This window comes from Microvirga guangxiensis (genome assembly GCF_900102135.1).
Classification (GTDB): domain Bacteria; phylum Pseudomonadota; class Alphaproteobacteria; order Rhizobiales; family Beijerinckiaceae; genus Microvirga; species Microvirga guangxiensis.
Map to the genome: position 1 here is coordinate 212,736 of NZ_FMVJ01000005.1, position 23,948 is coordinate 236,683.

Annotated in this window: 19 protein-coding genes and 1 pseudogene; 12 read left to right on the forward strand and 8 right to left on the reverse strand. The window is 63.7% G+C overall.

Annotated elements, in window-relative coordinates:
* The 3 genes and pseudogenes from BLP10_RS09860 to BLP10_RS09870 form a co-directional block, all read left to right on the forward strand.
* Nucleotides 1–480: pseudogene (locus tag BLP10_RS09860) on the forward strand (ATP-dependent zinc metalloprotease FtsH); the annotation flags it as partial.
* A 229-nt stretch (nucleotides 481–709) separates the two neighbouring features.
* On the forward strand, nucleotides 710–2,065 hold the full coding sequence (glmM, locus tag BLP10_RS09865) for a phosphoglucosamine mutase (protein WP_091133854.1): 1,356 nt from the start codon (nucleotides 710–712) through the stop codon (nucleotides 2,063–2,065).
* A 216-nt stretch (nucleotides 2,066–2,281) separates the two neighbouring features.
* On the forward strand, nucleotides 2,282–3,016 hold the full coding sequence (locus tag BLP10_RS09870; protein WP_091133856.1) for an outer membrane protein: 735 nt from the start codon (nucleotides 2,282–2,284) through the stop codon (nucleotides 3,014–3,016).
* Nucleotides 3,017–3,217: 201 nt separating this feature from the next.
* Here BLP10_RS09870 and BLP10_RS09875 read toward each other — a convergent pair whose 3' ends face one another.
* Nucleotides 3,218–6,373, reverse strand: coding sequence for an efflux RND transporter permease subunit (locus BLP10_RS09875; protein ID WP_091133858.1), 3,156 nt, complete (start codon nucleotides 6,371–6,373; stop codon nucleotides 3,218–3,220).
* Nucleotides 6,374–6,467: 94 nt separating this feature from the next.
* On the reverse strand, nucleotides 6,468–7,718 hold the full coding sequence (locus BLP10_RS09880; protein WP_091133860.1) for an efflux RND transporter periplasmic adaptor subunit: 1,251 nt from the start codon (nucleotides 7,716–7,718) through the stop codon (nucleotides 6,468–6,470).
* 252 nt (nucleotides 7,719–7,970) lie between these two features.
* Between BLP10_RS09880 and BLP10_RS09885 the strand changes: the two genes are divergently transcribed.
* Nucleotides 7,971–9,143 (forward strand): phosphoserine transaminase, encoded by a 1,173-nt coding sequence (locus tag BLP10_RS09885; RefSeq protein ID WP_091133862.1) that lies wholly within the window; start codon nucleotides 7,971–7,973, stop codon nucleotides 9,141–9,143.
* 126 nt (nucleotides 9,144–9,269) lie between these two features.
* Nucleotides 9,270–10,862, forward strand: a complete 1,593-nt coding sequence (gene serA / locus BLP10_RS09890; RefSeq protein ID WP_091133864.1) for a phosphoglycerate dehydrogenase — start codon at nucleotides 9,270–9,272, stop codon at nucleotides 10,860–10,862.
* Between the two features lie 36 nt (nucleotides 10,863–10,898).
* Here serA and BLP10_RS09895 read toward each other — a convergent pair whose 3' ends face one another.
* Nucleotides 10,899–11,201: a DUF1294 domain-containing protein gene (locus BLP10_RS09895; protein ID WP_091133867.1), complete on the reverse strand. Its 303-nt coding sequence runs from the start codon at nucleotides 11,199–11,201 to the stop codon at nucleotides 10,899–10,901.
* Between the two features lie 114 nt (nucleotides 11,202–11,315).
* Between BLP10_RS09895 and purU the strand changes: the two genes are divergently transcribed.
* Entirely contained in the window at nucleotides 11,316–12,188 is an 873-nt protein-coding gene (purU, locus tag BLP10_RS09900) for a formyltetrahydrofolate deformylase (protein WP_091133870.1), read from the forward strand.
* A 94-nt stretch (nucleotides 12,189–12,282) separates the two neighbouring features.
* Here purU and BLP10_RS09905 read toward each other — a convergent pair whose 3' ends face one another.
* Nucleotides 12,283–13,185 (reverse strand): DMT family transporter, encoded by a 903-nt coding sequence (locus BLP10_RS09905; RefSeq protein ID WP_091133871.1) that lies wholly within the window; start codon nucleotides 13,183–13,185, stop codon nucleotides 12,283–12,285.
* An 85-nt stretch (nucleotides 13,186–13,270) separates the two neighbouring features.
* Between BLP10_RS09905 and BLP10_RS09910 the strand changes: the two genes are divergently transcribed.
* The gene (locus BLP10_RS09910) at nucleotides 13,271–14,140 is read left to right on the forward strand and encodes a type 1 glutamine amidotransferase (RefSeq protein WP_244510470.1); all 870 of its coding nucleotides are present in this window, start codon (nucleotides 13,271–13,273) and stop codon (nucleotides 14,138–14,140) included.
* A 25-nt stretch (nucleotides 14,141–14,165) separates the two neighbouring features.
* Here BLP10_RS09910 and BLP10_RS09915 read toward each other — a convergent pair whose 3' ends face one another.
* Nucleotides 14,166–14,531: a hypothetical protein gene (locus BLP10_RS09915; protein WP_139165461.1), complete on the reverse strand. Its 366-nt coding sequence runs from the start codon at nucleotides 14,529–14,531 to the stop codon at nucleotides 14,166–14,168.
* A gap of 1,325 nt (nucleotides 14,532–15,856) precedes the next feature.
* Between BLP10_RS09915 and ligA the strand changes: the two genes are divergently transcribed.
* Genes ligA through BLP10_RS09930 form a run of 3 tightly spaced genes read left to right on the forward strand, consistent with a single transcriptional unit; the run spans nucleotide 15,857 to nucleotide 19,019 of the window.
* Nucleotides 15,857–18,022 carry an NAD-dependent DNA ligase LigA gene (gene ligA, locus BLP10_RS09920; protein ID WP_091134301.1) on the forward strand — a complete coding sequence of 722 codons (2,166 nt, stop codon included), beginning with the start codon at nucleotides 15,857–15,859 and terminating at the stop codon, nucleotides 18,020–18,022.
* An 11-nt stretch (nucleotides 18,023–18,033) separates the two neighbouring features.
* A complete protein-coding gene (locus tag BLP10_RS09925) occupies nucleotides 18,034–18,723 on the forward strand; it encodes an AzlC family ABC transporter permease (RefSeq protein WP_091133874.1) in 690 nt (229 codons plus the stop codon).
* Nucleotides 18,720–19,019 carry an AzlD family protein gene (locus BLP10_RS09930; RefSeq protein ID WP_091133876.1) on the forward strand — a complete coding sequence of 100 codons (300 nt, stop codon included), beginning with the start codon at nucleotides 18,720–18,722 and terminating at the stop codon, nucleotides 19,017–19,019. The genes BLP10_RS09925 and BLP10_RS09930 overlap by 4 nt, the downstream gene beginning before the upstream one ends.
* A 99-nt stretch (nucleotides 19,020–19,118) precedes the next feature.
* Here the strand turns inward: BLP10_RS09930 and BLP10_RS22805 are convergent, their stop codons facing one another.
* Both BLP10_RS22805 and BLP10_RS09935 read right to left on the reverse strand, forming a co-directional pair.
* On the reverse strand, nucleotides 19,119–19,466 hold the full coding sequence (locus BLP10_RS22805; RefSeq protein WP_139165462.1) for a hypothetical protein: 348 nt from the start codon (nucleotides 19,464–19,466) through the stop codon (nucleotides 19,119–19,121).
* Nucleotides 19,467–19,492: 26 nt separating this feature from the next.
* Nucleotides 19,493–21,313: an aminopeptidase P family protein gene (locus BLP10_RS09935; protein ID WP_091133878.1), complete on the reverse strand. Its 1,821-nt coding sequence runs from the start codon at nucleotides 21,311–21,313 to the stop codon at nucleotides 19,493–19,495.
* A 292-nt stretch (nucleotides 21,314–21,605) separates the two neighbouring features.
* Between BLP10_RS09935 and BLP10_RS09940 the strand changes: the two genes are divergently transcribed.
* On the forward strand, nucleotides 21,606–21,830 hold the full coding sequence (locus tag BLP10_RS09940; RefSeq protein ID WP_091133880.1) for a hypothetical protein: 225 nt from the start codon (nucleotides 21,606–21,608) through the stop codon (nucleotides 21,828–21,830).
* A gap of 159 nt (nucleotides 21,831–21,989) precedes the next feature.
* On the opposite strand, the gene BLP10_RS09945 is transcribed toward BLP10_RS09940, so the two are convergent.
* Nucleotides 21,990–22,910: a 50S ribosomal protein L11 methyltransferase gene (locus tag BLP10_RS09945; RefSeq protein ID WP_091133882.1), complete on the reverse strand. Its 921-nt coding sequence runs from the start codon at nucleotides 22,908–22,910 to the stop codon at nucleotides 21,990–21,992.
* A gap of 150 nt (nucleotides 22,911–23,060) precedes the next feature.
* Between BLP10_RS09945 and BLP10_RS09950 the strand changes: the two genes are divergently transcribed.
* On the forward strand, nucleotides 23,061–23,936 hold the full coding sequence (locus BLP10_RS09950) for an SDR family NAD(P)-dependent oxidoreductase (protein ID WP_091134302.1): 876 nt from the start codon (nucleotides 23,061–23,063) through the stop codon (nucleotides 23,934–23,936).
* Nucleotides 23,937–23,948: the final 12 nt, after the last annotated feature.

Sequence of the window (23,948 nt, forward strand, 5' to 3'; positions counted from 1 at the left end):
GAGATGATTTTTGGCAAGGAGAAGGTGACGTCGGGGGCGCAGTCGGACATTGAGCAGGCGACGCGTCTGGCGCGGATGATGGTGACCAAGTGGGGGTTCAGCCCTGAGCTTGGCACGGTGGCCTATGGCGAGAACCAGGACGAGGTGTTTCTGGGGATGCAGATGGGGCGTCAGCAGAACGTGTCGGAGGCGACCGCGCAGAAGATCGACTCGGAGGTGCGCCGTCTGGTGGAGACGGGCCTGAACGATGCGCGGCGGATCCTGACGGAGAAGGCGGCGGATCTGGAGGCTCTGGCGCGGGGTCTGCTGGAGTATGAGACGCTGACCGGCGAGGAGATCCGCAACCTGCTCGACGGACAGCCCCCCATCCGAGACACCGGTGATACGGTGACCCCGGCCCGCGGCTCCGCCGTTCCCACGACCCGGACCGGCCGTCCGCGGGAGAACGACGGCGGTATGGAGCCGCAACCGCAGGCTTAAGAATTTAAGCCCTTCCGAATTACCCAGAACGCTCGCATTCCAGCGAGCGTTCTTTTTTGTTTATCTGATCCCTCTAGCTTCATTGTCGTAAGAGAAGGTTCGCACTCTGTAATATTTACTCATCACTTGTGATGAGGCTTGGCGGGGTGAAGTCTTGACCCGGATCGGGGGGATTGCTTTGAAAAAAGCAAAGCATGCAGTCGCATAACGAGATCGGGAGCTGAAGCTCATGCGGAAATACTTCGGGACCGATGGCATCCGGGGACGGGCCAACGGGATCATCACGCCGGATCTGGCCCTGCGGGTCGGCCAGGCGGCTGGCCTCATGTTCCAGCAGAACGGCGATTACCGCCACCGGGTCGTGATCGGCAAGGACACGCGCCTGTCCGGCTACATGATCGAGAATGCCCTGGTCGCCGGATTCACCTCGGTGGGCATGGACGTGCTGGTGCTCGGTCCCATGCCGACCCCGGCCGTGGCCATGCTCACCCGTTCCATGCGCTGCGATCTCGGCGTCATGATCTCCGCCTCCCACAATCCCTACGAGGACAACGGCATCAAGCTGTTCGGCCCCGACGGCTTCAAGCTCAGCGACGAGACGGAGATGCGGATCGAGGCGCTGATCGATTCCGATCTGACCGCGCGCCTTGCAGGCTCCTCGGCCCTCGGCCGTGCCAAGCGCGTCGAGAGCGTCCAGGCCCGCTACATCGAATTCGCCAAGCGCACCCTGCCGCGCCAGCTCGATCTTGAAGGCATGCGGGTCGTGCTCGATTGCGCCAACGGCGCAGGTTACAAGGTGGCCCCTGAGGCTCTCTGGGAACTCGGGGCAGAGGTGGTCAGCATCGGCGTGGAGCCCAACGGCTTCAACATCAACCACGAGGTCGGCTCCACCGCTCCCGAGGCCCTGATCCAGAAGGTGCGCGAGCTGCGCGCGGATGTCGGCATCGCCCTCGACGGCGACGCGGACCGCGTGCTGATCATCGATGAGAAAGGCCAGAAGGTCGATGGGGACCAGCTCATGGCCGTCGTCGCGCGCTCCTGGAAGGAAGACGGACGCCTTTCGCAGCCGGGCATCGTGGCGACGATCATGTCCAATCTCGGCCTAGAGCGCTACCTGAACGGCCTCGACCTCAATCTCGTGCGCACGGCCGTCGGCGACCGCTACGTGCTTGAGCACATGCGCGCGCATGGCTTCAATCTCGGCGGCGAGCAATCCGGCCACATCATCATGTCGGACTACACCACGACGGGCGATGGCCTTGTTGCGGCGCTTCAGCTCCTCGCCGTCGTGAAGAGCATGGGCAAGACCGTGTCGGAAGTCTGCCATTGCTTCGAGCCGCTGCCGCAGATCCTGAAGAACGTGCGCTACAAGTCCGGCAAGCCGCTGCAGGAAGCCTCCGTGATCAAGGCGATCGAGGCGGGCCGCGAGCGGCTCGGGGCCTCGGGCCGCCTCGTCATCCGCCCCTCCGGCACGGAGCCGGTGATCCGCGTGATGGGCGAGGGCGACAACGAGGATGTCGTCACCAAGGTGGTGGATGACGTGGTGGACGCAGTTACCCAGGCCGCCTCCAAGGCCGCCGCTTAAGCGGTACCTCGCAACGCGTGTGAACACGGGCATGGATGGCAGCATCCATGCCCTTCTCTTTGCCTCCCTGCGCCGGGCCTTCGCGGCGGCGGCTCTGCAAGGACGCGAACAAGGCTAAGAATTAAGATTAACGCTCTCTTCACAGCCAAGGACTACCTTCTCATGCAACCGCCGACGGTTATCGCGGCGCGTGCTTGATGAGTGAAGAAGAGTACGATGAGTTTCATCAGGGCTGCGTTCCTGGCCGGCCTTGCCGGCATGTCCGCCTCGGCTGCGATGGCAGCCGATCTCCCGCGTCGGGTGGAGCTTCCACCCGCTCCGATCCTCGATACCACCGAGACCTGGTATCTGCGCGGCGATGTGGGCTACACGCATTACAAGCGCCCGGAAGCCGACTTCACGGCGGTGGCGCTCGCGGGCGGCATGACGCGTGAGAGCTTTCGCGACAGCGCGGTGCTCGGCATCGGCATGGGCTATCGCTTCAGCCCGATGTTCCGCGCGGACGTCACCCTCGATCACCGCTTCAACTCGCGCTTCAAGGGCCTGCCGTCCGGTGACGGCATCGCAGCGGGCTCCGTGTTCGACAAGGGCCGCTTCCAGTCTTCGACGCTGATGCTCAATGCCTATGCGGATCTCGGCACCTATCGCGGCCTCACGCCTTATGTGGGCGCCGGCATCGGCGTCGCGCGCAACGTGCTCGCCAACTACGTCCGCATCACCGACCCGGCTGCGGAAGATCGCCTGTCCGGCGGCGGTGATTACGACTTCGCCTGGGCTCTCATGGCGGGCCTGGGCTACAAGCTCTCCGACAGCTTCACCCTCGATCTCGGCTACCGCTATGCGAGCCTCGGCGATGTGAAGACGCGCGGTTACGAGACAGGTGCGGGCGCCGACGTGAAATTCATCGGCTCGCACGAGATGCGCCTGGGCGTGCGTTACGCGTTCCAGTAAGCACCCGGCTTCATCGGTTTGGGGACTCGCTCATAAAAGCGCCACCGCTTTTCCCTTCCCTCTTGCGGGGAGGGAAGTGCGTGCCAGATCCTTCAAAGAAAATCCGGAAAGCGGAGTCTTCGGATTGCATTGTGTTCGCGAGGCGCTCCAACAAAAAAGCCCCGGACAGAGCCGGGGCTTTCTGTTTGATCCGTCCTTCGCTTACTCAGCCGGATGGGCCGGAGGGTGCTGGACATGCGGGGCAGGGGCCTCGCCGTGCGGGCGCTGGCCTGTCTGAGCGCGCAGCTTGTCGAGCATCTCGCTCACATATGTGGCGGGCTTGGTGTAGCCGCCGATGAGGAGATAGATCGCAGGCACCACGAGCACGGTCAGCATCGTCGACATGGTCACGCCGCCGACGATCACCGTGCCGATGGCGTTGCGGGCTTCCGCGCCCGCGCCGGAGGACCAGGCCAGCGGGATCGCGCCGCCGATCATGGCGATCGACGTCATGAGGATCGGACGAAGGCGCAGCACCGAGGATTCGATCACGGCCTCGCGCACGGACATTCCCTGTTCGCGAAGCTGGTTGGCGAATTCGACGATGAGGATGCCGTTCTTCGTCATCAGGCCGATGAGCAGGATCATGCCGATCTGGCTGTAGATGTTGAGCGTCTGCCCCGTGATCACCAGCGCCGCCAATCCGCCCGTCACCGCGAGCGGCACGGTGAGCATGATGATGAACGGGTTGATCCAGCTTTCGAACTGCGCCGCCAGCACGAGGAACACCACCAGCAGCGCCATGCCGAAGGTGACATAGATCGCGTTCGAGGATTCGAGGAACTCCTGCGACTGGCCGGAATAGCCGATGCGCGCTTCCGCCGGCAGGTTCTCGCGCACGATCTGTTCCAGAACCGCAAGCCCCTCGCCGATGGACGCGGTGCCGACAAGGCCCGCGTCGATGGTGATGGCGCGCATCCGGTTGAAGCGGTTGAGCATCTGCGGGGCTGCGGCTTCGGTGAGCGTGACGAAGGATGAGAGCGGCACGAGCTCACCGTTCGTGGAACGCACGAAGGTGTTGGCGAGATCGTTCGGCGTGGCGCGGTCTTCGGCGCGTCCGCGCATGATGACGGAATATTCCTCGCCGCGGTTCACGAAGGTGGAGATCTCGCGCTCGCCGAACATCAGTTCGAGCGTGCTGCCGATATCCTGGACGGACACGCCGAGATCGGCGGCGCGCTGCCGGTCGATCTGCACGCGGATGTCGGGCTGGGATTCCCGGTAATTGGAATCCATGTTCACGAACATGCCCGTTTCCTGCGCCTTCTGCATGACGATGTCGCGCCATTCGCGCAGCGTGTTGTAGTCGGGGCCGCCGAGCACGAACTGGATTGGCTTCGACGGGCCGCGCTGGCCGAGGGAGCCGGGACTGATCGGCGACACGCGCGCGCCGGGGAAGTTCGCGACCTTGCGGTTGATGTCCTGCACCAGCTCCTGCTGGCTCACCGTGCGCTCGCCCCATGGAACGAGACGCACGATGATCATGCCGGAATTGACGGGCGAGGGGCGCGCGAAGCCCGGCGCCACCTGGCTGGTGATGGATGAGACGACGCCCTGCTCCTGATAGGGCAGAAGGATCTTCTCGACCTCCTTCACGCGCTCGCGGGTGTAGTCGAGGCTCGAACCCTCGGGGGCTTCGACGCGCACGATGATGGCGCCGCGATCCTCGGACGGCGCGAAGGTTTTCGGAAGCATCTGGAAAAGGCCGTAGGCCGACAGACACACCATGAAGCCGAAGGCCAGAATGACGAGGGGCGCTCTGAGAGCCCAGGTCAGGATCCTGCGATAGACATTGTTCATGCCCGTGAAGAAGGGCTCGGTCATCCTCTGGATGCGGCCGTGGGCCGGCACCATCAGCTTCGAGCACATCATCGGCGTGAGCGTGCGCGCCACGACGCCGGAGAAGAAGATGGCGGCGGCGAGCGTGATGCCGAATTCCCGGAAGAGCTGACCGGTATTGCCGGTCATGAAGGCGAGCGGCACGAACACGGCCATGAGGGTGGCGGTGGTCGCGATCACCGCGAAGCCGATCTCGCGCGCGCCGTCGAAGGAAGCGAGCAGCGGAGGCTGGCCTTCCTCGATGCGGCGATGGACGTTCTCGATCTCCACGATGGCGTCGTCCACCACGATGCCGATGGCGAGCACCACGGCGAGCAGGGTCAGCACGTTGATGGAGGCGTTGAAGAACGCCATCACCATGCAGGCCGCGATGATCGACACCGGAATCGCAACGATGGCGACGATGGTGGAGCGCCAGTCGCGCAGGAAGATCAGGATCACCAGGACGACGAGCCCGATGCCTTCGATGAGCGTATTCAGAACGCCGTCGATGGAAGCGCTGATGAACTGGCTTTCATCGTAGGAGATCTGGGCCGTGGTGCCGGGAGGAAGCGAGGATTTCAGGTTCTCCAGTTCCTCGCGCACGCCCTCGGCCACCGCGAGGGTGTTGGCCGTCGACTGGCGCACGACGCCGAGGCCCATGGCGACCTTGCCGCCTTCATAGAACTCGAACCGGTTGTCCTCGGGTCCGACCTCGACCCGGGCGACTTCGCCCAGACGCACGAGATAGCCGTTCTTGTTCGAGACAATGAGCTGCTCGAAATCCTGCTGGCTGGAGAGGCGGGAATCCGTCTTCACCGTGAATTCGCGCTGCGAGGATTCGATGCGGCCGCCTGGAAGCTCCACGTTCTGGCGCTGGATGGCGGAGGAGAGGTCCTGCACCGTGAGGCCGCGCGCCGCCAGCGCCGGGCGGTCGACCCAGATGCGCATGGAATAGCGCCGCTCGCCGGCGAGGTTGACGTTGGCGACGCCCGGCACGGTGGAGAGGCGGTCCACGTAGACGCGCTTCAGGAAGTCGCTGAGCTCGAGCGCGTCATAGGTGGAGGAGGTGACGCTGATCCACATGATGGCGGAGGCGTCGTCGTCCACTTTGCGGATCACAGGCTGATCCACGCCGTCGGGCAAGCGGCCAACCACGCGGAACACGGCGTCGCGCACGTCGGAGGTTGCGCCCTCGGGGTCACGAGACACGTCGAACTCGATGGTGACGGAGGAGCGCTCGTCACGGCTCTGGGAGCGGATCTGCTTGATGCCTTCGATGCCTGCGACCGCGCCCTCGATCACTTCCGTCACACGGCTCTCGATGACCTCGTTCGAGGCGCCGCGGTAAACCGTTGAGATGGACACGACCGGACGATCCACGCTCGGATATTCGCGGATCGGCAGATTCATGAGTGCGGCCAGCCCGCCCACGATCAGCAGCAGGCTCACCACGACGGCGAAGACGGGACGGCGGATGAAGAGGTCTGAAACCTGCATGGCTCTGGTCGTTCCGGTTAGATCAGAATAACGCGACGGTACACTCCTCCCCCATGTGGGGGAGGGGAGGGAGCTGTGTCCTGCAACGGCGCAACTACTTTGCCTCGGCCGCCTGCGCGGTGCCGATCGCGGTTGGCGCATTCAGCGTGCTGCGGGACGGCTGTTGGCGATTGGCTGCGGGTGCGGGTTGCGGATCCTGGGCGCTCGAGCCGAGCGGGCGGGCGATCACCTCGGCGCCGGGGCGCACGCGCTGGACGCCCAGCACCACGATGGTCTCGCCAGCCTTCAGGCCCTCCACGACCTCGACCTTGCCACCCTGGCGTTGGCCGATGGTGATGACGCGGCGCTCCACCTTGCTGTCCTTGACCGGATAGACCACATGGCGCAGGCCTTCGCTGACGATGGCCTCCTCCGGCACCACGACGGCTTCGTTGTTCGCCGAGACCTCAAGGGACACCGCGAGGAACATGCCAGGCTTGAGGGCTTCGTCGGGGTTCTCGAACTCGGCGGTGAGGCGCGCCGTGCGGGTGGCCTGATCGACGCGCGGGTCGATGGTGGAAACCTTGCCCTTGAAGGTGCGGCCCTTGTAGGCCGCGGAAATGGCATTCACCGTCTGGCCGGGTTCCAGGCGGGCGAGAAGATTCTCAGGCACCGCGAAGTCGAGACGGACCTTGGAGAGATCGTCGAGGGATGTGATGCGTGTCCCAGGCGCAATGTAAGCGCCGAGCGAGACGGCGCGGGTGCCGACGCGGCCGTTGAAGGGAGCCCGGATCGTCAGATCCTCCAGCCGCGCTTCGGCTGCCTTGCGCTGGGCCTGGGCCGAGGCAATGGAGCCTTCGAGGGATTTCATCTGGGCCGTCAGGTCTTCCACCTGGGCGCTGGTGCCGGCTCCGGTGCGGTTCAAGGCCTGGGCGCGCTCGAGCTTGATGGCGATCTCGTTCCTCAGCGCGACGGCGCGGTTGGCCTCGGCCACCGCCTGATCGATCTCGGCCCGGCGCTCGGCGGCGTCGAGCTGCACCAGCACGTCGCCTGCATTCACCTTCTGGCCTTCCTCGAAGCCGATCTGGTCGATGACGCCCGCCACCTTGGCGGTCACGGTGATGGATTCGTAAGCGCGGACGGTGCCCACGGCCTCGCGGACCTCCACGATGCGCCCGGTCTTGACCGTGTCGACCTCGACGGTCGCGGGCCCTGCGGCACCGCCCCGGTTGCCTCGAGCCCCGGCGGAAGCGCCCTGCTGCGCGGCCGGCTGGTTTCCTAGGTATCCGCCCTGATACGCATACCACCCGCCAAACCCTGCTGCCCCCAACAAGGCGATGACGGCGAGTTGACCGGACACACGCATGCTCGCTCCTTGAATTCTCAGAAGTCTTCTTCAGTCACGAAATATTCGGATGAGACCTAACACATCAAAGGTCAGGTCCCATGACTATAACGCAGCAAACACGATGTTTTGTATTACGATTTCGTAATCTGAGACTTTTATCCGCCGCCTAACGTTGCGCCATCCGCCTTGACCCTGGGCGTCTCTTCCGCCATACCGGTCGGCGGGACACCTCTCCCCACCGAGAGGCGCCCATCTGTAAGGATGGATCACATGACAGACCTGCCCAACGCGCGTCCGCGCGCGCCTTTCTTTTCATCCGGTCCCTGCGCCAAGCGCCCCGGATGGTCCTTAGCAAACCTGAAAACCGAATCCCTTGGCCGCTCGCACCGCGCGAAGCTCGGCAAGGCGCGCCTGAAGCTCGCCATCGACCTCACCCGCGAGGTGCTGGACGTGCCGGCCGATTACCGCATCGGCATCGTGCCCGCCTCCGACACGGGCGCCGTCGAGATGGTGCTGTGGTCGATGCTGGGCGCCCGCCCCGTCGACATGCTGGCCTGGGAGAGCTTCGGCGAGGGCTGGGTCACCGATGTGGTCAAGCAGCTGAAGCTCCCTGACGCTCGCGTGATCAACGCCCCTTACGGCGAGCTGCCCGATCTCTCGCAGGTCGATACGAAGAACCGCGATGTGGTCTTCACGTGGAACGGCACGACATCCGGCGTGCGCGTGCCGAACGCCGATTGGATCGCGGCCGACCGTGAAGGTCTCACCATCTGCGACGCGACCTCCGCAGCCTTCGCGCAGAAGCTCGATTTCTCGAAGCTCGATGTGGTCACGTTCTCCTGGCAGAAGGTGCTCGGCGGCGAAGCGGCTCACGGCATGCTCATCCTCTCGCCGCGCGCGGTGGAACGCCTCGAGACGTACAAGCCCGCCTGGCCGCTGCCGAAGATCTTCCGCATGACCAAGGGCGGAAAGCTCATCGAGGGCATCTTCGAGGGCGAGACCATCAACACCCCGTCCATGCTGGCGGTCGAGGACTACATCGACGCGCTCGAATGGGCGAAGTCCATCGGCGGCTTGGATGCGCTCGTCGCCAAGGCCGCCGCAAACGCGAAGGTCATCCTCGACTGGGTTGCGAAAACTCCGTGGATCGCAAACCTCGCGAAGGATCCGGCCACCGCTTCCAACACCAGCGTGTGCCTCGTCATCGCCGATCCCGACATCGTCGCGAAAGGCCCCCAGGCCGTGACGCAGGTTGCCAAGGGCATCACGTCCGCGCTCGAAAAAGAGGGCGTCGCTCTCGATATCGGCGCGTACCGCGATGCGCCTCCCGGCCTTCGCATCTGGTGCGGCGCAACGGTCGAGCAATCGGACCTCGAAGCGCTGACGCCATGGCTCGACTGGGCCTTCGCGCAGGAAAAGGCGAAGCTCGCGAAAGCGGCCTGATTTCATGCGTCATCCCGGACGCGGGCTAAGGCCGCGATCCGGGATCGCTTTCACCAGCTAAACTCCCATCACGATCCCGGCTCGCGCTGCGCTTGGCCGGGATGACGCCATAGGCACAGGTGCACCATGCCCGCTCCCCGCGTACTCATTTCCGACGCTCTGTCTCCCGCTGCCGTGCAGATCTTCAAGGATCGCGGCATCGAGGTCGATTTCCAGCCCGATCTTGGCAAGGACAAGGAGAAGCTCGCGGCCATCATCGGCGATTATGACGGTCTCGCGATCCGCTCCGCCACGAAGGTGACGGCGAAGATTCTCGAACAGGCCAAGAACCTGAAAGTGATCGGCCGCGCCGGCATCGGCGTGGACAATGTCGAGATCCCCGCCGCAACGGCGAAGGGCATCATCGTCATGAACACGCCCTTCGGCAATTCCATCACGACCGCGGAGCATGCCATTGCGATGATGTTCGCGCTCGCGCGCCAGATCCCGCAGGCCGACGCTTCGACGCAGGCCGGCAAGTGGGAGAAGAACCGCTTCATGGGCGTCGAGCTCACCGGCAAAGTTCTCGGCGTCATCGGCTGCGGCAATATCGGCTCCATCGTGGCCGATCGCGGCATCGGCCTTCGCATGAAGGTGATCGCCTACGATCCCTTCCTCTCGCCGGAGCGCGCGGTCGAACTCGGCGTCGAGAAGGTGGAGCTGGACGATCTGCTCCGCCGCGCCGACATCATCACCCTGCACGTGCCGATGACGGAGAAGACGAAGAACGTTCTCTCGGCGGAAAACATCGCCAAGACGAAGAAGGGCGTGCGCATCATCAACTGCGCCCGCGGCGGCTTGGTCGATGAGGTCGCGCTTCGCGCGGCGCTCGATTCCGGCCATGTGGCCGGTGCGGCCTTCGACGTGTTCGTCGAGGAGCCTGCGACGTCGAACCCGCTCTTCGGCCATCCCAACGTGGTCTGCACGCCGCATCTGGGCGCAGCCACCACGGAAGCGCAGGAGAACGTGGCGCTTCAGGTGGCCGAGCAGATGTCGGATTACCTGCTCCAGGGCGCGATCCAGAACGCGGTGAACTTCCCCTCGATCACCGCGGAGGAAGCGCCGCGCCTGAAGCCTTTCGTGGCGCTCGCCGACAAGCTCGGCTCCTTCCTCGGCCAGCTTACGGAAGCCTCCATCAAGGGCATTCGCATCGAGTATGAGGGCGCTGTTGCGGAGATGAACACCCGCGCGCTCACCTCCGCCGCCGTCACCGGCGTCCTGCGTCCCTTCCTGCAGGACATCAACATGGTGTCGGCCCCCGTCGTTGCGCGCGAGCGTGGCATCACGGTGGAAGAGGTCAAGCGCGAGAGCGCCGCGCGCGACTACGAGAGCTTCATCCGCATCGTCGTGGATGCGCAGGACATGTCCCGCCACGCCGGCGGCACCGTGTTCCAGGACGGCAAGCCGCGCGTCATCGAGATCCGCGATATCGCCGTGGATGCGGAATTCGCGCCGCACATGATCTATGTGCGCAACGACGACAAGCCCGGCTTCATCGGCCGCTTCGGCACATTGCTCGGCGAATCCGGCGTGAACGTTGCGACCTTCGCGCTCGGCCGCGACAAGCCCGGCGGCGATGCGATCTGCTTCGTCTCGGTCGATGAGCCCGTCTCGGACGAGCTCCTGCGCAAGATCGAAGAGATTCCACAGGTCAAGCGCGCCCGCGCGGTGCGGTTCTGAGAGTTGCGCCCCTTCCTCTTGAGGAGGGGGCTGCGCTCAATGGAGAAGAAATCTAACGAGCTCCGCCCGGGTCGCAGGAAAAATCAGGATCAGGCAGAGAATAATCTGGAGCAGGGTGATCAGCAGGAGTTGCGTGCGGAAAGGTTCCTTGCGCGTCTTGTGCCGTAGAATCCATCGCGCGGCGAAGGCTCCGAATGTGCCGCCGACAAGAGCAAATCCGAGAAGAGTTCCCTCGGATATGCGGTACTCCCCTGCTTGCGCTCTACGCTTGTCCACGGCGTAGGCGACGTAGGTGGCAGCGTTGATAAACAGGATGTAGAGAGCAAAATGCAACAACATTCAGAACTTGTATCTTGCGCTCTCCTCTTCTGCAAGCCAATCGCTGATTAGACCCCAATTCATGAGCGGCGCGCATCGCGCCGCGCGTATCGGAAAGTATCGAGAACAGGCATCATGACATCATCCTCCTCGCAACGCTTCGTCCTGACGCTCGCCTGCGCGAACCGTCCCGGCATCGTGGCCGCCGTGGCGGGGCATCTGTCGGACGCCGACCTCAACATTCTCGATGCCCAGCAATACGACGACACGCAGACGGATCGTTTCTTCATGCGCGTCGTCTTCGATCCCGTGAGCGGCGAGGCCAATCTCGCCGCTCTCAAGAGCGCTTTCGCGCCGCTCGGAGAGCGCTTCGGCATGACATGGACCCTCTGCGATCAAAGCGAGAAGCGCCGCGTCATGCTCATGGTCTCCAAGTTCGACCATTGCCTCGCCGATCTTCTCTATCGCTGGCGCATCGGCGAGCTCGACTTCGAGCCTGTCGGCGTCATCGCCAATCACCCTGTCGAGACCTACAGCCATGTGGACCTCGGCAAGGTGCCGTTCCACTACCTGCCGGTGTCGAAGAATACGAAGCTCGAACAGGAAGCGCAGGTCTGGGAGGTCATCCGCGAGTCACGGGCCGATCTCGTGGTGCTTGCGCGCTACATGCAGGTTCTGTCCGATGGCCTGGCCGCGAAGCTCGCAGGCCGCTGCATCAACATCCATCACTCGTTCCTGCCGAGCTTCAAGGGCGCGAAGCCCTATCACCAGGCCCATGCGCGCGGCGTGAAGCTGATCGGCGCAACCGCCCATTACGTGACGTCCGATCTCGACGAGGGGCCGATCATCGCGCAGGACGTGGAGTCGATCACCCATCGCGACAGCGCGGAGGATCTCGTGCGCAAGGGCCGCGACATCGAGCGGCGCGTTCTCGCCCGCGCGGTGCGCTACCACCTCGAGGACCGCATCCTGCTCAACGGCCGCAAGACGGTGGTGTTCGCGGATTGACGGTGTCGTCACCGGCCTCGTGCCGGTAATCCCTGCCTTCTCATAACTCAGTCCTCATCCTGAGAAGGTCGCAGATGTCGACGGGGTGAAAGGTTTACTTCCGCTCCGCTAGCCAGATGCCGCCCAGCACCAGGAGCAGGCCGAGCGCGTGGTAATAGGCGAAGGGCTCGCCGAGCAGCAGCACGGCAAGCAGCGCGCCGAAGACCGGGACGAGGTTGACGAATAATCCTGCCCGCGCCGGACCGATCAACTCCACGCCGCGAATGAAGAAGATCTGCGAGATAAGCGACGGAAAGAGGCCGATATACAGGAGGATCAGCCATCCTGTGAGGGTCGGCCATTGCACGGTGCCCTGCGCGATCTCCATCGCCAGCAGGGGGATCGACGTGAGAAACGCAACGCCTGCCATCGCCGTGAAGAAGACAAGTCCGGCTACGGGCGGGCGGCGGCGCAGGCCCAGCGTGTAGCCCGCATAGAACACACAGGCGATCAGCATCCACACGTCGCCGATATTGAGCGCGAGCGTCTTCAGCACCTCGAGATCCGCTTTCACCGAGACGAGCACCACGCCGAGGATCGTCACGATCATGCCGATGATCTGCAGCGGGATCACGCGCGCTCCGAAGAACAGGATGGTGCCGATGAGCACGAGAACCGGAATGGCGCCCTGAAAGATCGTGAGGTTCACCGCGCTCGTGTGATAGGCGGCGGCATAGAACAGGGCATTGAAAGCGGTGAAGCCCGCGGTGCCCATGAGGATCGTGTAGAGCCAGCGCGAACCGATCTTCGGCCATTCGGCGACGACCTGCGGCCCGATGAGGGGACCCAGGATGACGACCACGATGATCCAGCGGATGCAGGTGAGCAGCATGGGCGATACCTCGCCCACCGCCAGGCGCCCGGCAATGGCGTTGCCGCCCCACATGAGGGTGGTGAGGATCAGGAGCAGGTAAGCCTGGCCCCAAAGTCCCTTCCAGAGCGTTCGCAGGATTTTCATTACAGGATTTTCATGGAGGGGCTGACCTCATGGCGCTTGCCGCCGCGCGTGGTTTCGATAAACCAACGCCAACAATGAGCGGGTGATGCAGATGGCCTTAAGGTTTCTGGTGGTTGAGGGCAATACGCGTGGTGCAAGGGAGGCCCACAGGGCAGCCTATGGACAGATGCTCTCCGAGTCGTATGCGCAGGTGATTCACGAGGCCGAGCCGGAAGCCGTCTGCGACATCGCCTTCGCGGCGGACGAGGGCGCGAACCTGCCGGACCGGGCGGGACTCGAGAGCTACGACGGCATCGTGCTCACCGGCTCGCATCTCAGCATCTACGACCGCACGCCGGAGATCATGCGCCAGATCGACCTGATGCGGGCGATCTACGCCTCCCGCACGCCGTCCTTCGGTTCCTGCTGGGGGCTGCAGGTGGCGGCGGTCGCGGCCGATGGCGACGTGCAGAAGAACCCGCTCGGCCGCGAAGTGGGCTTCGCCCGTCGTCTGCGGCGCACGGAAGCGGGGAGGGGACATCCCATGCTCGAGGGCCGCCCCGAGGTCTACGACGCGCCCGCCATCCATCTCGACATGGTCACGACCCTGCCGAAGGACGCGACGGTGATTGCGACCAACCCGGTCTCCGAGGTCCAGGCTGCGGAGATCCGCCAGGACGGCGGCATGTTCTGGGGCGTGCAGTACCACCCGGAATTCAGCCTCGCCGAACTCGCCGTCATCATCCGGCAGCGAACGGAGCTGATGATCCGCGAAGGCTTCTGCCGCACGGCTGAGGAGGTGCACGCTTACGCGGACGACCTCACGACGCTCGACAGGGAGCCCTCACGCTTCGATCTCGCCTGGCGCCACGGCGTCGACGCCGAAGTGCTCGACACGACCCGCCGCACCCGCGAAATCCGCAACTTCATCGAGCATCGGGTGAAGGTGGAAAAGAGCGCGAGGGGGCGGGGCTGACGATCGTCACATCGTCGCTGGACGCTCAGAGCACATCCACGATGATGCGTTGAGACACAGGAGTGGCGGCGGACGGCGCCTGCACCACGAAGCCCCGACATCTCGTGGTGACAGGGCGGATGGGGGTGCGGTGCTTGTCGGCTCCGACCATGTAATTGACGGTGTAGTAGGTGTGACCGCCCACGAAAGCGGTTTCCTTGGTGTCGAAGACATATCCGATCTCGGTCGGATTGATCCGGTAGGTTGCCTGCGGCGGCCCGAGGGCCGCAATCCGTTCCGAAATCGGCCGGCCGATGTAGTCCGTGCATGAGACCGTCACGGTTTCGTGCGTCGTTGACACGCATCCTGCGGCGCCCAGGGCCATGCCCATAGCTACAATCGTTCTTTTCACGTCAGTTCCCCATGCCATCCATGAAGGAAGGATCTAGAGGAGGGGTTGCCCCAAGGGAAGCTGTCAAGCTTGCCGGTGCCGCGATTAGGGAAGAAGCTGCACTTCAGGCTCTTCCTCGCGGCGTGGCGGAGCGGGCTCCGGGAATCGTGTGATGGGTGGAGCGCGTGTTTCCCTCCCCCTTGCGGGGAGGGATCGAGGGTGGGGGTCGGAGTGTCGGAGCGCTGCGCTTCATCCAGAACGTACGACAGCCCTACAATGTCATGGCCGAGCTTGTCCCGGCCATCCCGATGTTCTTCCCTCTGCCCTCATCCTGAGGAGCAGCGCAGCTGCGTCTCAAAGGAGGCCTCCCGTGCACTCTGGATCCTCCTTCGAGACGGCCTTTCAGACCTCCTCAGGATGAGGCCGAGCATGAGGGGATCGAGGCTGGGGTCGAACAGTCAGAGCGCTGCGGCTGCTCTAGTGAACATGACGGCCCTACAGCGTCCCCTCTCCTGGGTGGGAGAGGGGCAGGGGTGAGGGACCGCCCTTTCCGGGTCAGGCAGTCCCTCACCCGGAGCTGCGCTCCGACCTCTCCCACCCGGGAGAGGTCTTCCCGTGTCTCACTGGTTTGAGGTCTCAACCAGTCAAACCACCCCCACCCCTGCCCCTCCCCGCAAGGGGGAGGGAACACGGCCAGGCTTGTCTGACGCTCCCGGCTCGGCTGTGGGAGGCGGCTGTCATGTTCTTACTTTGTTCTTGACTTCTGTCCTAAGCTCGGCCATAGTGTGGCGGTCTGCTTCTCGCGAGGGACGCGCCCGAGGCGTCGGTGGCGGAAAGCAGAGGCGGCTCTGAGATGCCGGCGGTCTCGCACCCGCCGGCCTCAGCGATCCGAGCGGGGAGGAAGAGGCGCTGAGCCTGATCGGGCAGGCTGCGTCGACGCTCCCCCAGCCTCGCCGGGTCTGGAGCACGCTCTCCAGCCCCGCGTGCCCAGCCACGCCGTATCGCGTCTCTGAGGGTTCGTCCCTGATGGCGCCGGAGTGCCGAGGCCGGATGGTGATGAAGCCGCGCGCGGGAGGCGTTGCGCTTTCCGAGCCCGGGCGGGAAACCCGTCCCGACCCCATCTTCGCGCGCTCCGCCCGAGCCTGCGAAGCCAATGCCTTCCGCGCCATCCCTCGGTCACGACGGATAGCCAGCACCAGCCGGAAGCCCTTTGCGTCCCAAGGCGCGAAGTCGCCTGTGCATGGATGGAGGTGGATCTGCCGAATGTGCCGGGCCAATCGATCCTCTGCACTGGAGAGTCTCCGCCGGAGCGCTATGGTTCATTCAACCCCAACCTCGATTCGATCATGCCCGCAAAAAACATCCCCTCTCTGAAGTCTGTCGATGAACTGACGCTCAAGGAAGCCCGTGCCGAGCACGAGGCGCTGAGCACCGAGATCGCGGAGCATGACCGGAGATACTACGAGGAAGATGCGCCTACGGTCTCGGATGCGGAATACGACACCTTGCGCAAGCGCTATGAGGCGCTGGAAGGGATGTTCCCTGAACTCAAGACGTCCGAGAGCCTGACGCAGAAGGTCGGCTCCAGGGCGTCCGAGAAATTCGCCAAGATCCGGCATCGGGTACCGATGCTCTCTCTCGCCAACGGCTTCGCCGACGAGGAGGTCGAGGAATTCGTCGAACGCATTCGCCGTTTCCTGCAATGGAAGGCGGATGCGCCGCTGGTGTTCACGGCCGAGCCCAAGATCGACGGGCTCTCGTTGAGCCTGCGCTACGAGAAGGGAAAGCTCGTCTCGGCAGCGACCCGCGGCGACGGCGCGGAAGGGGAGGATGTGACGGCGAACGCGCGCACGGTCGACGACATTCCGCATGTGCTGAAAGGCTCGGATATTCCCGACGTGTTCGAGGTGCGCGGCGAAGTCTATCTCTCACATAAGGATTTCGCTGCGATCAACGAGCGGCAGGAAGCGGCGGGCAAGCCGCTCTTCGCCAATCCGCGCAATGCGGCGGCGGGCAGTCTGCGCCAGTTGGATCCCAAGATCACGGCATCGCGCCCGCTCTGCTTTTTCGCCTATGCGTGGGGCGAGGTGAGCAAGATGCCTGCCGACACGCAATACGGCATGATGGAAGCACTGCGCGGTTTCGGCTTCACGGTGAACAAGCTCACGCGCCGCTGCTCAAGCATCGCGGAAATGCTCGAGCATTATCATGAGATCGAAACGGATCGCGCCAATCTCGGTTACGATATCGACGGCGTCGTCTACAAGGTCGACGATCTCGGTCTGCAGCAGCGCCTCGGCTTCGTGTCGCGCTCGCCGCGCTGGGCGCTCGCGCACAAGTTCCCCGCGCAGAAGGCGGTGACGGTGCTTGAGGGAATTGAGATCAATGTGGGCCGCACGGGCTCGCTCAATCCCATCGCACGCCTGCGCCCCGTCACTGTCGGCGGCGTGGTGGTGTCGAATGCGACCCTGCACAACGAGGATTACATCAAGGGCATCGGCGGCAACGGCGAGAAGATCCGTGAGGGCGTCGATATCCGCATCGGCGATACGGTGATCATCAACCGCGCGGGCGATGTGATTCCGAAGGTGCTCGATGTGGTGCTCGAGAAGCGCCTCGACGATGCGAAGCCGTATGAATTCCCGACCCAATGCCCCGCCTGCGGCAGCCATGCGGTGCGCGAGGTCAATCCGCGCACGGGCAAGGAGGATGCGGTGCGCCGCTGCACCGGCGGCCTCATCTGTCCGGCGCAGGCGCGCGAGCGTCTGAAGCATTTCGTCTCGCGCAATGCCTTCGACATCGAGGGCATGGGTGAGCAGCGCATCGACGAGTTCTACGAAGAAGGCCTGGTGCAGCGTCCGCAGGACATCTTTACCCTCGCGGAGCGCAACGCACGCAGCCTCAAGCGTCTGGAGAACCGGGAAGGGTGGGGCGCAACGAGCGTCAGCAATCTCTTCGCTGCCATCGAGGCGCGGCGCTCGATAGCACTCAACCGCTTCATCTTCGCGTTGGGCATCCCGCATATCGGCGAAACCTCCGCGCGATTGCTCGCACGCCACTTCCACACCTTCGATGCTCTGCGCGAAGCCGCCAAAGCCGCAGCCGATCCTGAGTCGGAAGCGCATGCGGAACTCACCGCCATCGGCGGCATCGGCCCCGTGGTTGCGGAAACCGTGGTCGAATTTTTCAAGGAAGAGCACAACGAGGAAATGCTCGACGCCCTGCTGGCGCAAGTGAATGTGGAACCGATGGAAGCGCCCGCGACTCTCAACTCGCCGGTGGCGGGCAAGACGGTGGTCTTCACCGGCTCGCTCGAACAGATGACCCGCGAGGAGGCCAAAGCCATGGCCGAGCGTTTAGGGGCCAAGGTTGCAGGCTCCGTGTCCAAGAAAACGGATATCGTTGTGGCCGGTCCGGGGGCGGGTTCGAAGCTCGCGAAAGCGGCCGAGTTCGGTGTTCAGGTGATGGACGAGGACGGCTGGTTCGCGCTGGTGGGGCGCAACGGGTCGTGAGCGGCTCCTCTATGACAAGCTACAAGCGCGAGATCCGCGCGGGCCTGCGCGACATCGCGCCCGTTGCCGTTGCAGCCGTTCCCATCGGCCTGCTCTTCGGCGCGCTCGCCGCCGCCAAGGGATTGTCGCCGGTGGAGGTTGCGCTGATGTCCGGCCTCGTCTTCGCCGGCGGCGCGCAATTCGCCGCGACCGAGGCGTGGCTTCACCCGGCTCCCATCGCGGCTCTCACCTTCGCGACGCTGCTCATCAATGCGCGCCATGTGCTCATGGGAGCGTCGCTGTCGCCGAAGCTGAAAATGTCTCGCTCCCAGCAGCTCCTCGCGATGTTCTTCCTCACTGACGAATCCTGGGCGCTCTCGGAGAGACGCGCGCTCGAAAGGCCGATCACGGGAGCCTATTGGGCTGTGATGGCCGTCATCCTCTGGTCGAACTGGACGATCTCCAGCACCCTTGGCGCAGTTCTAGGCTCGTTCATGGGCGACCCTGCGCGGATCGGCGCAGACTTCGCCTTCACGGCATTGTTCATCGGCTTAGTGGCGGGTTTCGGACGCAGCCGCGTGACGCTCGTGACGGTTGGCGTCAGCGCGGCGGTGGCGGCGCTTGTTCATTATTTCGTGGGCGCGCCGTGGCATGTGGCATCCGGCGCGTTGGCGGGTATCGCCGCCGCCTATCTCGCGGCTCCCAAGGAGGTACGCGAATGAGCCTCGATACGACAACCCTGCTTGCCATCATCGCGATGGCGGTCGTGACTTACATCACGCGCATCGCGGGACTTTACGTGGCGGATCGTCTCGTGCTCACGGGGCGCGCCAAGGCAGCCTTCGATGCGATCCCGCCTGCGGTGCTTGTCTCGGTGATCGCGCCGACGGCACTGACGACAGGATGGGCGGAGGCGATTGCCGCCGCCATCACCGCTGTCGTCGCCTTCCGGCTGCCTCTGCTCGCAACCATCGCCGTGGGCGTTGCCTCGGTCGTGCTGCTGCGCAATCTGCTCTAGCCAATCATGCGCGTGGCGTCTTCGAGACACGCGCGTGTCTCAGTATCGGGGTATGCTACTGCTGGAACTTGGCGCCAATCCCGATGCGAGTATGGCCTGTTAGACCGACAGATCGAAAACTGGAACCCAATGCCCGTCTACGAGCTGCTCGAAAACACCCCACTCAGGCTGCCCCCGATCTCTGCCCTTTACACGGACTGGTTTAATCCAATCGTGCTGACAGCCGGGCATCGGATCGGGAACTTCCTGCCAAGCCTCTAATTCAATGCCAAAGCGCGAGCGACAAGCCGCTTGAGCATCCTTTGTACATTCGTACCACTCGTCGGCAAAAGAGCCTTTGTCCTCCATTGATCGCGATAGGAAGAGGTAAACGCCATCGCTTGTTTCGCAGAGAATAACTCGCTTCACTTCATCTTCGGGATTACGGGCAAAGGCTAGCAGGCGCATTCACGTACCTATCGCGGATAGCTGCGCTAGCCGATGGGGCGCGTGGCGCTCTCAAGCCATGCGCGCGTATCGGCATCGAGATGCGGGCCGATCTTCTCGCGCACCTTCGCATGATAATCGTTGAGCCACGCGATCTCGTCCTTCGTCATGAGCGCAGGCTCCACGAGGCGCAGGTCGATGGGCGTGAAGGTAAGCGTCTCGAAGCCCAGCATCTCGCGGTCGCCTCCGGGGATGGCGCGCGGCTCCACGAGGATCAGATTCTCGATGCGGATTCCGTAATCGCCCTGCTTGTAGAAGCCGGGTTCATTGGAAAGCATCATGCCCACTTCGAGTGGCGTCGTACCGGTCTTGGCGATGCGCTGCGGCCCCTCATGCACGGAGAGATAGCTGCCGATGCCATGGCCGGTGCCGTGATCGAAATCGAGGCCGGCATCCCACAGAGGCTTGCGGGCGAAGGCGTCGATCTGCGCTCCTGTCGTGCCCTTCGGAAAAACGATGCGTGCGATGGTGATGTGGCCCTGCAGCACGCGGGTAAAGCGATCTCTCATCTCGGCTGTCGGCACGCCCACGATGATCGTGCGCGTGATGTCGGTTGTGCCGTCCTCGTATTGCGCGCCGGAATCGATGAGGAAGATCTGGTTGATCTCGAGTTTGCGGTTGCTCGACGTAGTGACGCGGTAATGGGGCAGGGCAGCATTGGGGCCCGCGCCCGAGATGCTCGGAAAGGAGATATTCCGCAGCGCGCCGGTTTCGATGCGGAAAGCCTCCAGCGCTTCGACCGCATCGATCTCCGAGAGCTGACCCTTGGGGGCTTCGTGGTCGAGCCACGCGAGATAGCGCGCCATGGCCACGCCATCGCGCAGGTGCGCTGCATGCGAGCCCGCGATCTCGGCCTGATTCTTTACCGCCTTCATGAGGGCGATGGGATCTGCGCCCACATCGACCTTGCCGCCCGCGGCTTCGATGCGTCGGATGAGAGCGACGGCGCCGGTTGCGGAATCCACGCGCACCTTGCCGCCTTTCTGGCCCAGTGCATCGAGAGCATTTTGGAAGGCCTCGATGGGCGCGAATTCGGCGAGCTCGCCGACAGCGGCGCCCGCCTCGTTGGTAATCTTCGCCGGATCGAAGAACAGGCTGGCGCGGCCTTCGCGAGGTAGCACCGCATATCCCAGCGGGAGTGGCGTGTGGCCGACATCGCCGCCGCGCAGGTTGAAGGCCCAGGCAAGGCTATGCGGGTCGGAAATAACCAGCGCGTCGAGCTTTGCCTCCGCCATTTTTCTGCGGATGCGTTCCAGCTTCGCCTCGGCTGTTTCACCCGCGTAGTCGATAGGGTGGGGCCGGACCGGCGCTTGCGGCGGGGCAGGGCGGTCGATCCAGATGACGTCGACCAGATTGATGTCGACCGGGGACAGCTTGCCGCCAGCCTTCGCTACTGCCTGCTCCAGGCGCTTCAGGCTGTCGCTCGTGTGCAGCCAGGGGTCGTAGGCAAGAACGCCGCCTTCCGGCAAATTAGCGCCGATCCAATCTTCCGCAGACATGTGGGCGAGCTGCACCGGGGCGATCACGGAAGTGTCGACCTGCTCCGCGGCTTGCACCGTATAACGCCCATCGACGATGAGAGCGGCCTTGCTTGTGAGGATCACCGCAGTGCCTGCCGACCCGGTGAAGCCCGTAAGCCAGGACAACCTCTCGGCGCTCTTCGGCACATACTCTCCCTGGTGCTCGTCGGCCCGGGGCACGATGAAGCCATCGAAGCCACGACGGCTCAGTTCGGAGCGCAGCTTGGCAATGCGGGCAGGGCCCTGAGAGGGGGAGGTCGTATCGTCGAAGAATTGGAACTGAGCCATCCGAAGGTCACCGGAAGTGGAATGAGGAAGGCAGCACGCTATGCCGGAGCCTTAAGCCCTGCAACCGTCATGCAGCGTAGAAGCATGGCTAGCCGATAGGCAATTTGCCCAAGCCATACTCGCCAGATGCCTCAGCATTAGCGTCTTCCGATTGTGCAGTGCAAAAGATGCATGGCTCTCATGCAAAGGGTCCGTCTACTACTAAAGTCGGGCATGGCTTATGTATAGCATAACAAGAACAGAGGAACGCTGAACCGAAGGGTCTCAACGCCAATCTGTTGGAGATGAGCCCATGAACACAGCCGTTTTATCCCCCGTCTATGCCGATCGGACCAAGGCCCCATCCACGTTTTTGCGGGTTGCCAAGAACGTCATGAAGGCTCTTGTCGAGAGCCGCGCCAGAAGCGCCGAGCGCGAGTTGCGCCGCCACCTGGCCCTCAGAGCGGACCTCAGCCGTAAGCAGGATCACTCCGCTGACTTCCTGCGCCAGACCACCGATCTGCCCTTCAAGATCTAACCCAAAAACCCAGTCCGAAGAGAGAAGAGTAAAGCCATGTTGATCGTTGTTGCCATGAAGCTCGTACGCGACGTTTTCGCCGATGCTTTCCAGCTCCGCCGCGAGATGATGAAGCGCTATCCCGGCGTCCTCGCCGAGTAAGCCTGACGAACCAATCGTTTATCGGCGGGGCTGCGGACGTGCGCTGCCTCGCTTCAGAACGAGGGCTGCCCAGCCTTCAAGATTGTAGCGCCGCTGGAGATACCAGCCCTGATGCGCATAGGCCGACAGCACGCCCGGTACGTCATGGCCAAGCAGCCCTGAGAGAATGAGCGTCCCGTCATTGCTCGCGACCCGAGCCAGAGAGGGCGCCAGGATCCGCAGGGGCTTTGCCAGAATGTTGGCGAAGACGAGGTCGAAATGACCCGGCCGGTCGGCTTCGGCGTTGCGCGTGCCGGGGCCCACATAGAGCCTCATCCACGGCCCAATCCCGTTGAGACGCGCATTCTCCTTCGCCACCCGCACCGCTTCAGGATCGATATCGCCTGCAACCACAGGGCGCTTGAGCACCTTGGCAGCGGCGAAGGCCAGGATACCCGTGCCGGTGCCCACATCGAGTACATGGCGGGGTGTGCGGATCTTCAACTCATCCACGAACGCCTGGAGGCAGCTTAGCGTCGTGCCGTGGTGGCCCGTGCCGAAGGCCAGGCCCGCCTCGATTTCGATGGCGATGTCGTTGGTGCGGCGATGCTCCCGGTCATGGGAACCGTGAACCAGAACGCGGCCGGCCCGAACGGGCCTCAGGCCCTCAAGCGAAGCCTTCACCCAATCCTTCTGCTCCAAGGGCAGGAACACGCCCTTGTCCGCCTCCTCGCCGACGATGGGGCGCACGAGATCGCGGATGGCAGTCTCGTTCGGCTCATGGGCAAAGTAGGCCTCGAGCAGCCATGGGCCGTCCTCCACCGTCTCGAAGGCGGCCACCGCCGTCTCGGCGGGGTCGAAAATCTCTCCGATCAGATCCGTCATGGCGCGCGCCGAGCGCTCGTCCGTCGTGATGCGGAAGACATGGGTGGGGCGGTTGGGGTGCAGACCTTCAAGCATGGGGCTGCTCTAGCACCCCCTGTGCTCTCTCTCAAGCGATCACAAGCAGGGGCAGAGGAGGAACCGCCCGGATTCAGGCCCGTTCTTCAAGCGCTAAGCGTATTCCCCACGATGCTTGAAGCGGCGCTTGAGCGCCTGCAGGAGACCCCCATGTCCGGACGTCTTTTCGATAAGGTCGCCATCATAACCGGTGCCGGTACCGGCATCGGTGAGGCCATTGCCCTCAAGTTCGCCCGCGAAGGTGCGCGCCTGCTCCTCGTCGGCCTCCCTGACGATCCGGTGGAGGATGTGGCGCAACTCATCAACAGGGCAGGGGGCTTCGCCGAGATTTATCTGGGCGACATTGCCGAGGAGCACCACGCTCAAGCTGCGGTCGAGGCGTGTATGAGCGCCTATGGGCGCATCGACGTACTCGTCAACAATGCAGGCGTGTTCCTGGCTGTGGCCGAAACGCAGGATTACCCCATCGACAAATTCGACGAGACCTTCCGTTCGAACGTGCGCTCGGTGTTCCTGATGACGAAGTTCGCGCTGCCTTACCTGCAGGAGACTCAAGGCAACATCATCGCAACCGGCTCGGAGGCTGGCATGCTCGGTCATCCGAAGAACACGCCATACGGCGGCACGAAGGCTTTCATCCATTCGTTCATTCGGGGCATTGCAGCAGAACAGGTGCCCTATGGCGTGCGGGCAAATTGCGTGTGCCCCGGACCCATCGATACGGCATGGACGCACAAATCCACCGGACCGATGGATGCTGAACTCGCAACGATGATCACACAGGCTACACCTATGGGACGACGGGGGACCCCGGAGGAAGTGGCGAATGTATTCTGCTTCTTGGCATCGGACGAGGCGAGCTTCGTGACTGGCGCGCTTTATATGGTGGATGGTGGCATCACGATCTCGAAAGGCCCGGTCGGGGCGAAGGCGTCCTCAAGTTTCAAGAAACAGCCGAAGGGAACCTTGCCCACACGCCACTCGCACGATGGGCTGAAAAACAAGGACTACGAGACGCTAACCTGATGAGCGGGATGC

Bases quoted from the DNA above. Each gene is read 5' to 3' on its own strand.
- glmM (WP_091133854.1), top strand. From the start codon at position 710: ATGCGGAAATACTTCGGGACCGATGGCATCCGGGGACGGGCCAACGGG.
- BLP10_RS09870 (WP_091133856.1), top strand. From the start codon at position 2,282: ATGAGTTTCATCAGGGCTGCGTTCCTGGCCGGCCTTGCCGGCATGTCC.
- BLP10_RS09875 (WP_091133858.1), bottom strand. From the start codon at position 6,373: ATGCAGGTTTCAGACCTCTTCATCCGCCGTCCCGTCTTCGCCGTCGTG.
- BLP10_RS09880 (WP_091133860.1), bottom strand. From the start codon at position 7,718: ATGCGTGTGTCCGGTCAACTCGCCGTCATCGCCTTGTTGGGGGCAGCA.
- BLP10_RS09885 (WP_091133862.1), top strand. From the start codon at position 7,971: ATGACAGACCTGCCCAACGCGCGTCCGCGCGCGCCTTTCTTTTCATCC.
- serA (WP_091133864.1), top strand. From the start codon at position 9,270: ATGCCCGCTCCCCGCGTACTCATTTCCGACGCTCTGTCTCCCGCTGCC.
- BLP10_RS09895 (WP_091133867.1), bottom strand. From the start codon at position 11,201: ATGTTGTTGCATTTTGCTCTCTACATCCTGTTTATCAACGCTGCCACC.
- purU (WP_091133870.1), top strand. From the start codon at position 11,316: ATGACATCATCCTCCTCGCAACGCTTCGTCCTGACGCTCGCCTGCGCG.
- BLP10_RS09905 (WP_091133871.1), bottom strand. From the start codon at position 13,185: ATGAAAATCCTGCGAACGCTCTGGAAGGGACTTTGGGGCCAGGCTTAC.
- BLP10_RS09910 (WP_244510470.1), top strand. From the start codon at position 13,271: ATGCAGATGGCCTTAAGGTTTCTGGTGGTTGAGGGCAATACGCGTGGT.
- ligA (WP_091134301.1), top strand. From the start codon at position 15,857: ATGCCCGCAAAAAACATCCCCTCTCTGAAGTCTGTCGATGAACTGACG.
- BLP10_RS09925 (WP_091133874.1), top strand. From the start codon at position 18,034: ATGACAAGCTACAAGCGCGAGATCCGCGCGGGCCTGCGCGACATCGCG.
- BLP10_RS09930 (WP_091133876.1), top strand. From the start codon at position 18,720: ATGAGCCTCGATACGACAACCCTGCTTGCCATCATCGCGATGGCGGTC.
- BLP10_RS22805 (WP_139165462.1), bottom strand. From the start codon at position 19,466: ATGCGCCTGCTAGCCTTTGCCCGTAATCCCGAAGATGAAGTGAAGCGA.
- BLP10_RS09935 (WP_091133878.1), bottom strand. From the start codon at position 21,313: ATGGCTCAGTTCCAATTCTTCGACGATACGACCTCCCCCTCTCAGGGC.
- BLP10_RS09940 (WP_091133880.1), top strand. From the start codon at position 21,606: ATGAACACAGCCGTTTTATCCCCCGTCTATGCCGATCGGACCAAGGCC.
- BLP10_RS09945 (WP_091133882.1), bottom strand. From the start codon at position 22,910: ATGCTTGAAGGTCTGCACCCCAACCGCCCCACCCATGTCTTCCGCATC.
- BLP10_RS09950 (WP_091134302.1), top strand. From the start codon at position 23,061: ATGTCCGGACGTCTTTTCGATAAGGTCGCCATCATAACCGGTGCCGGT.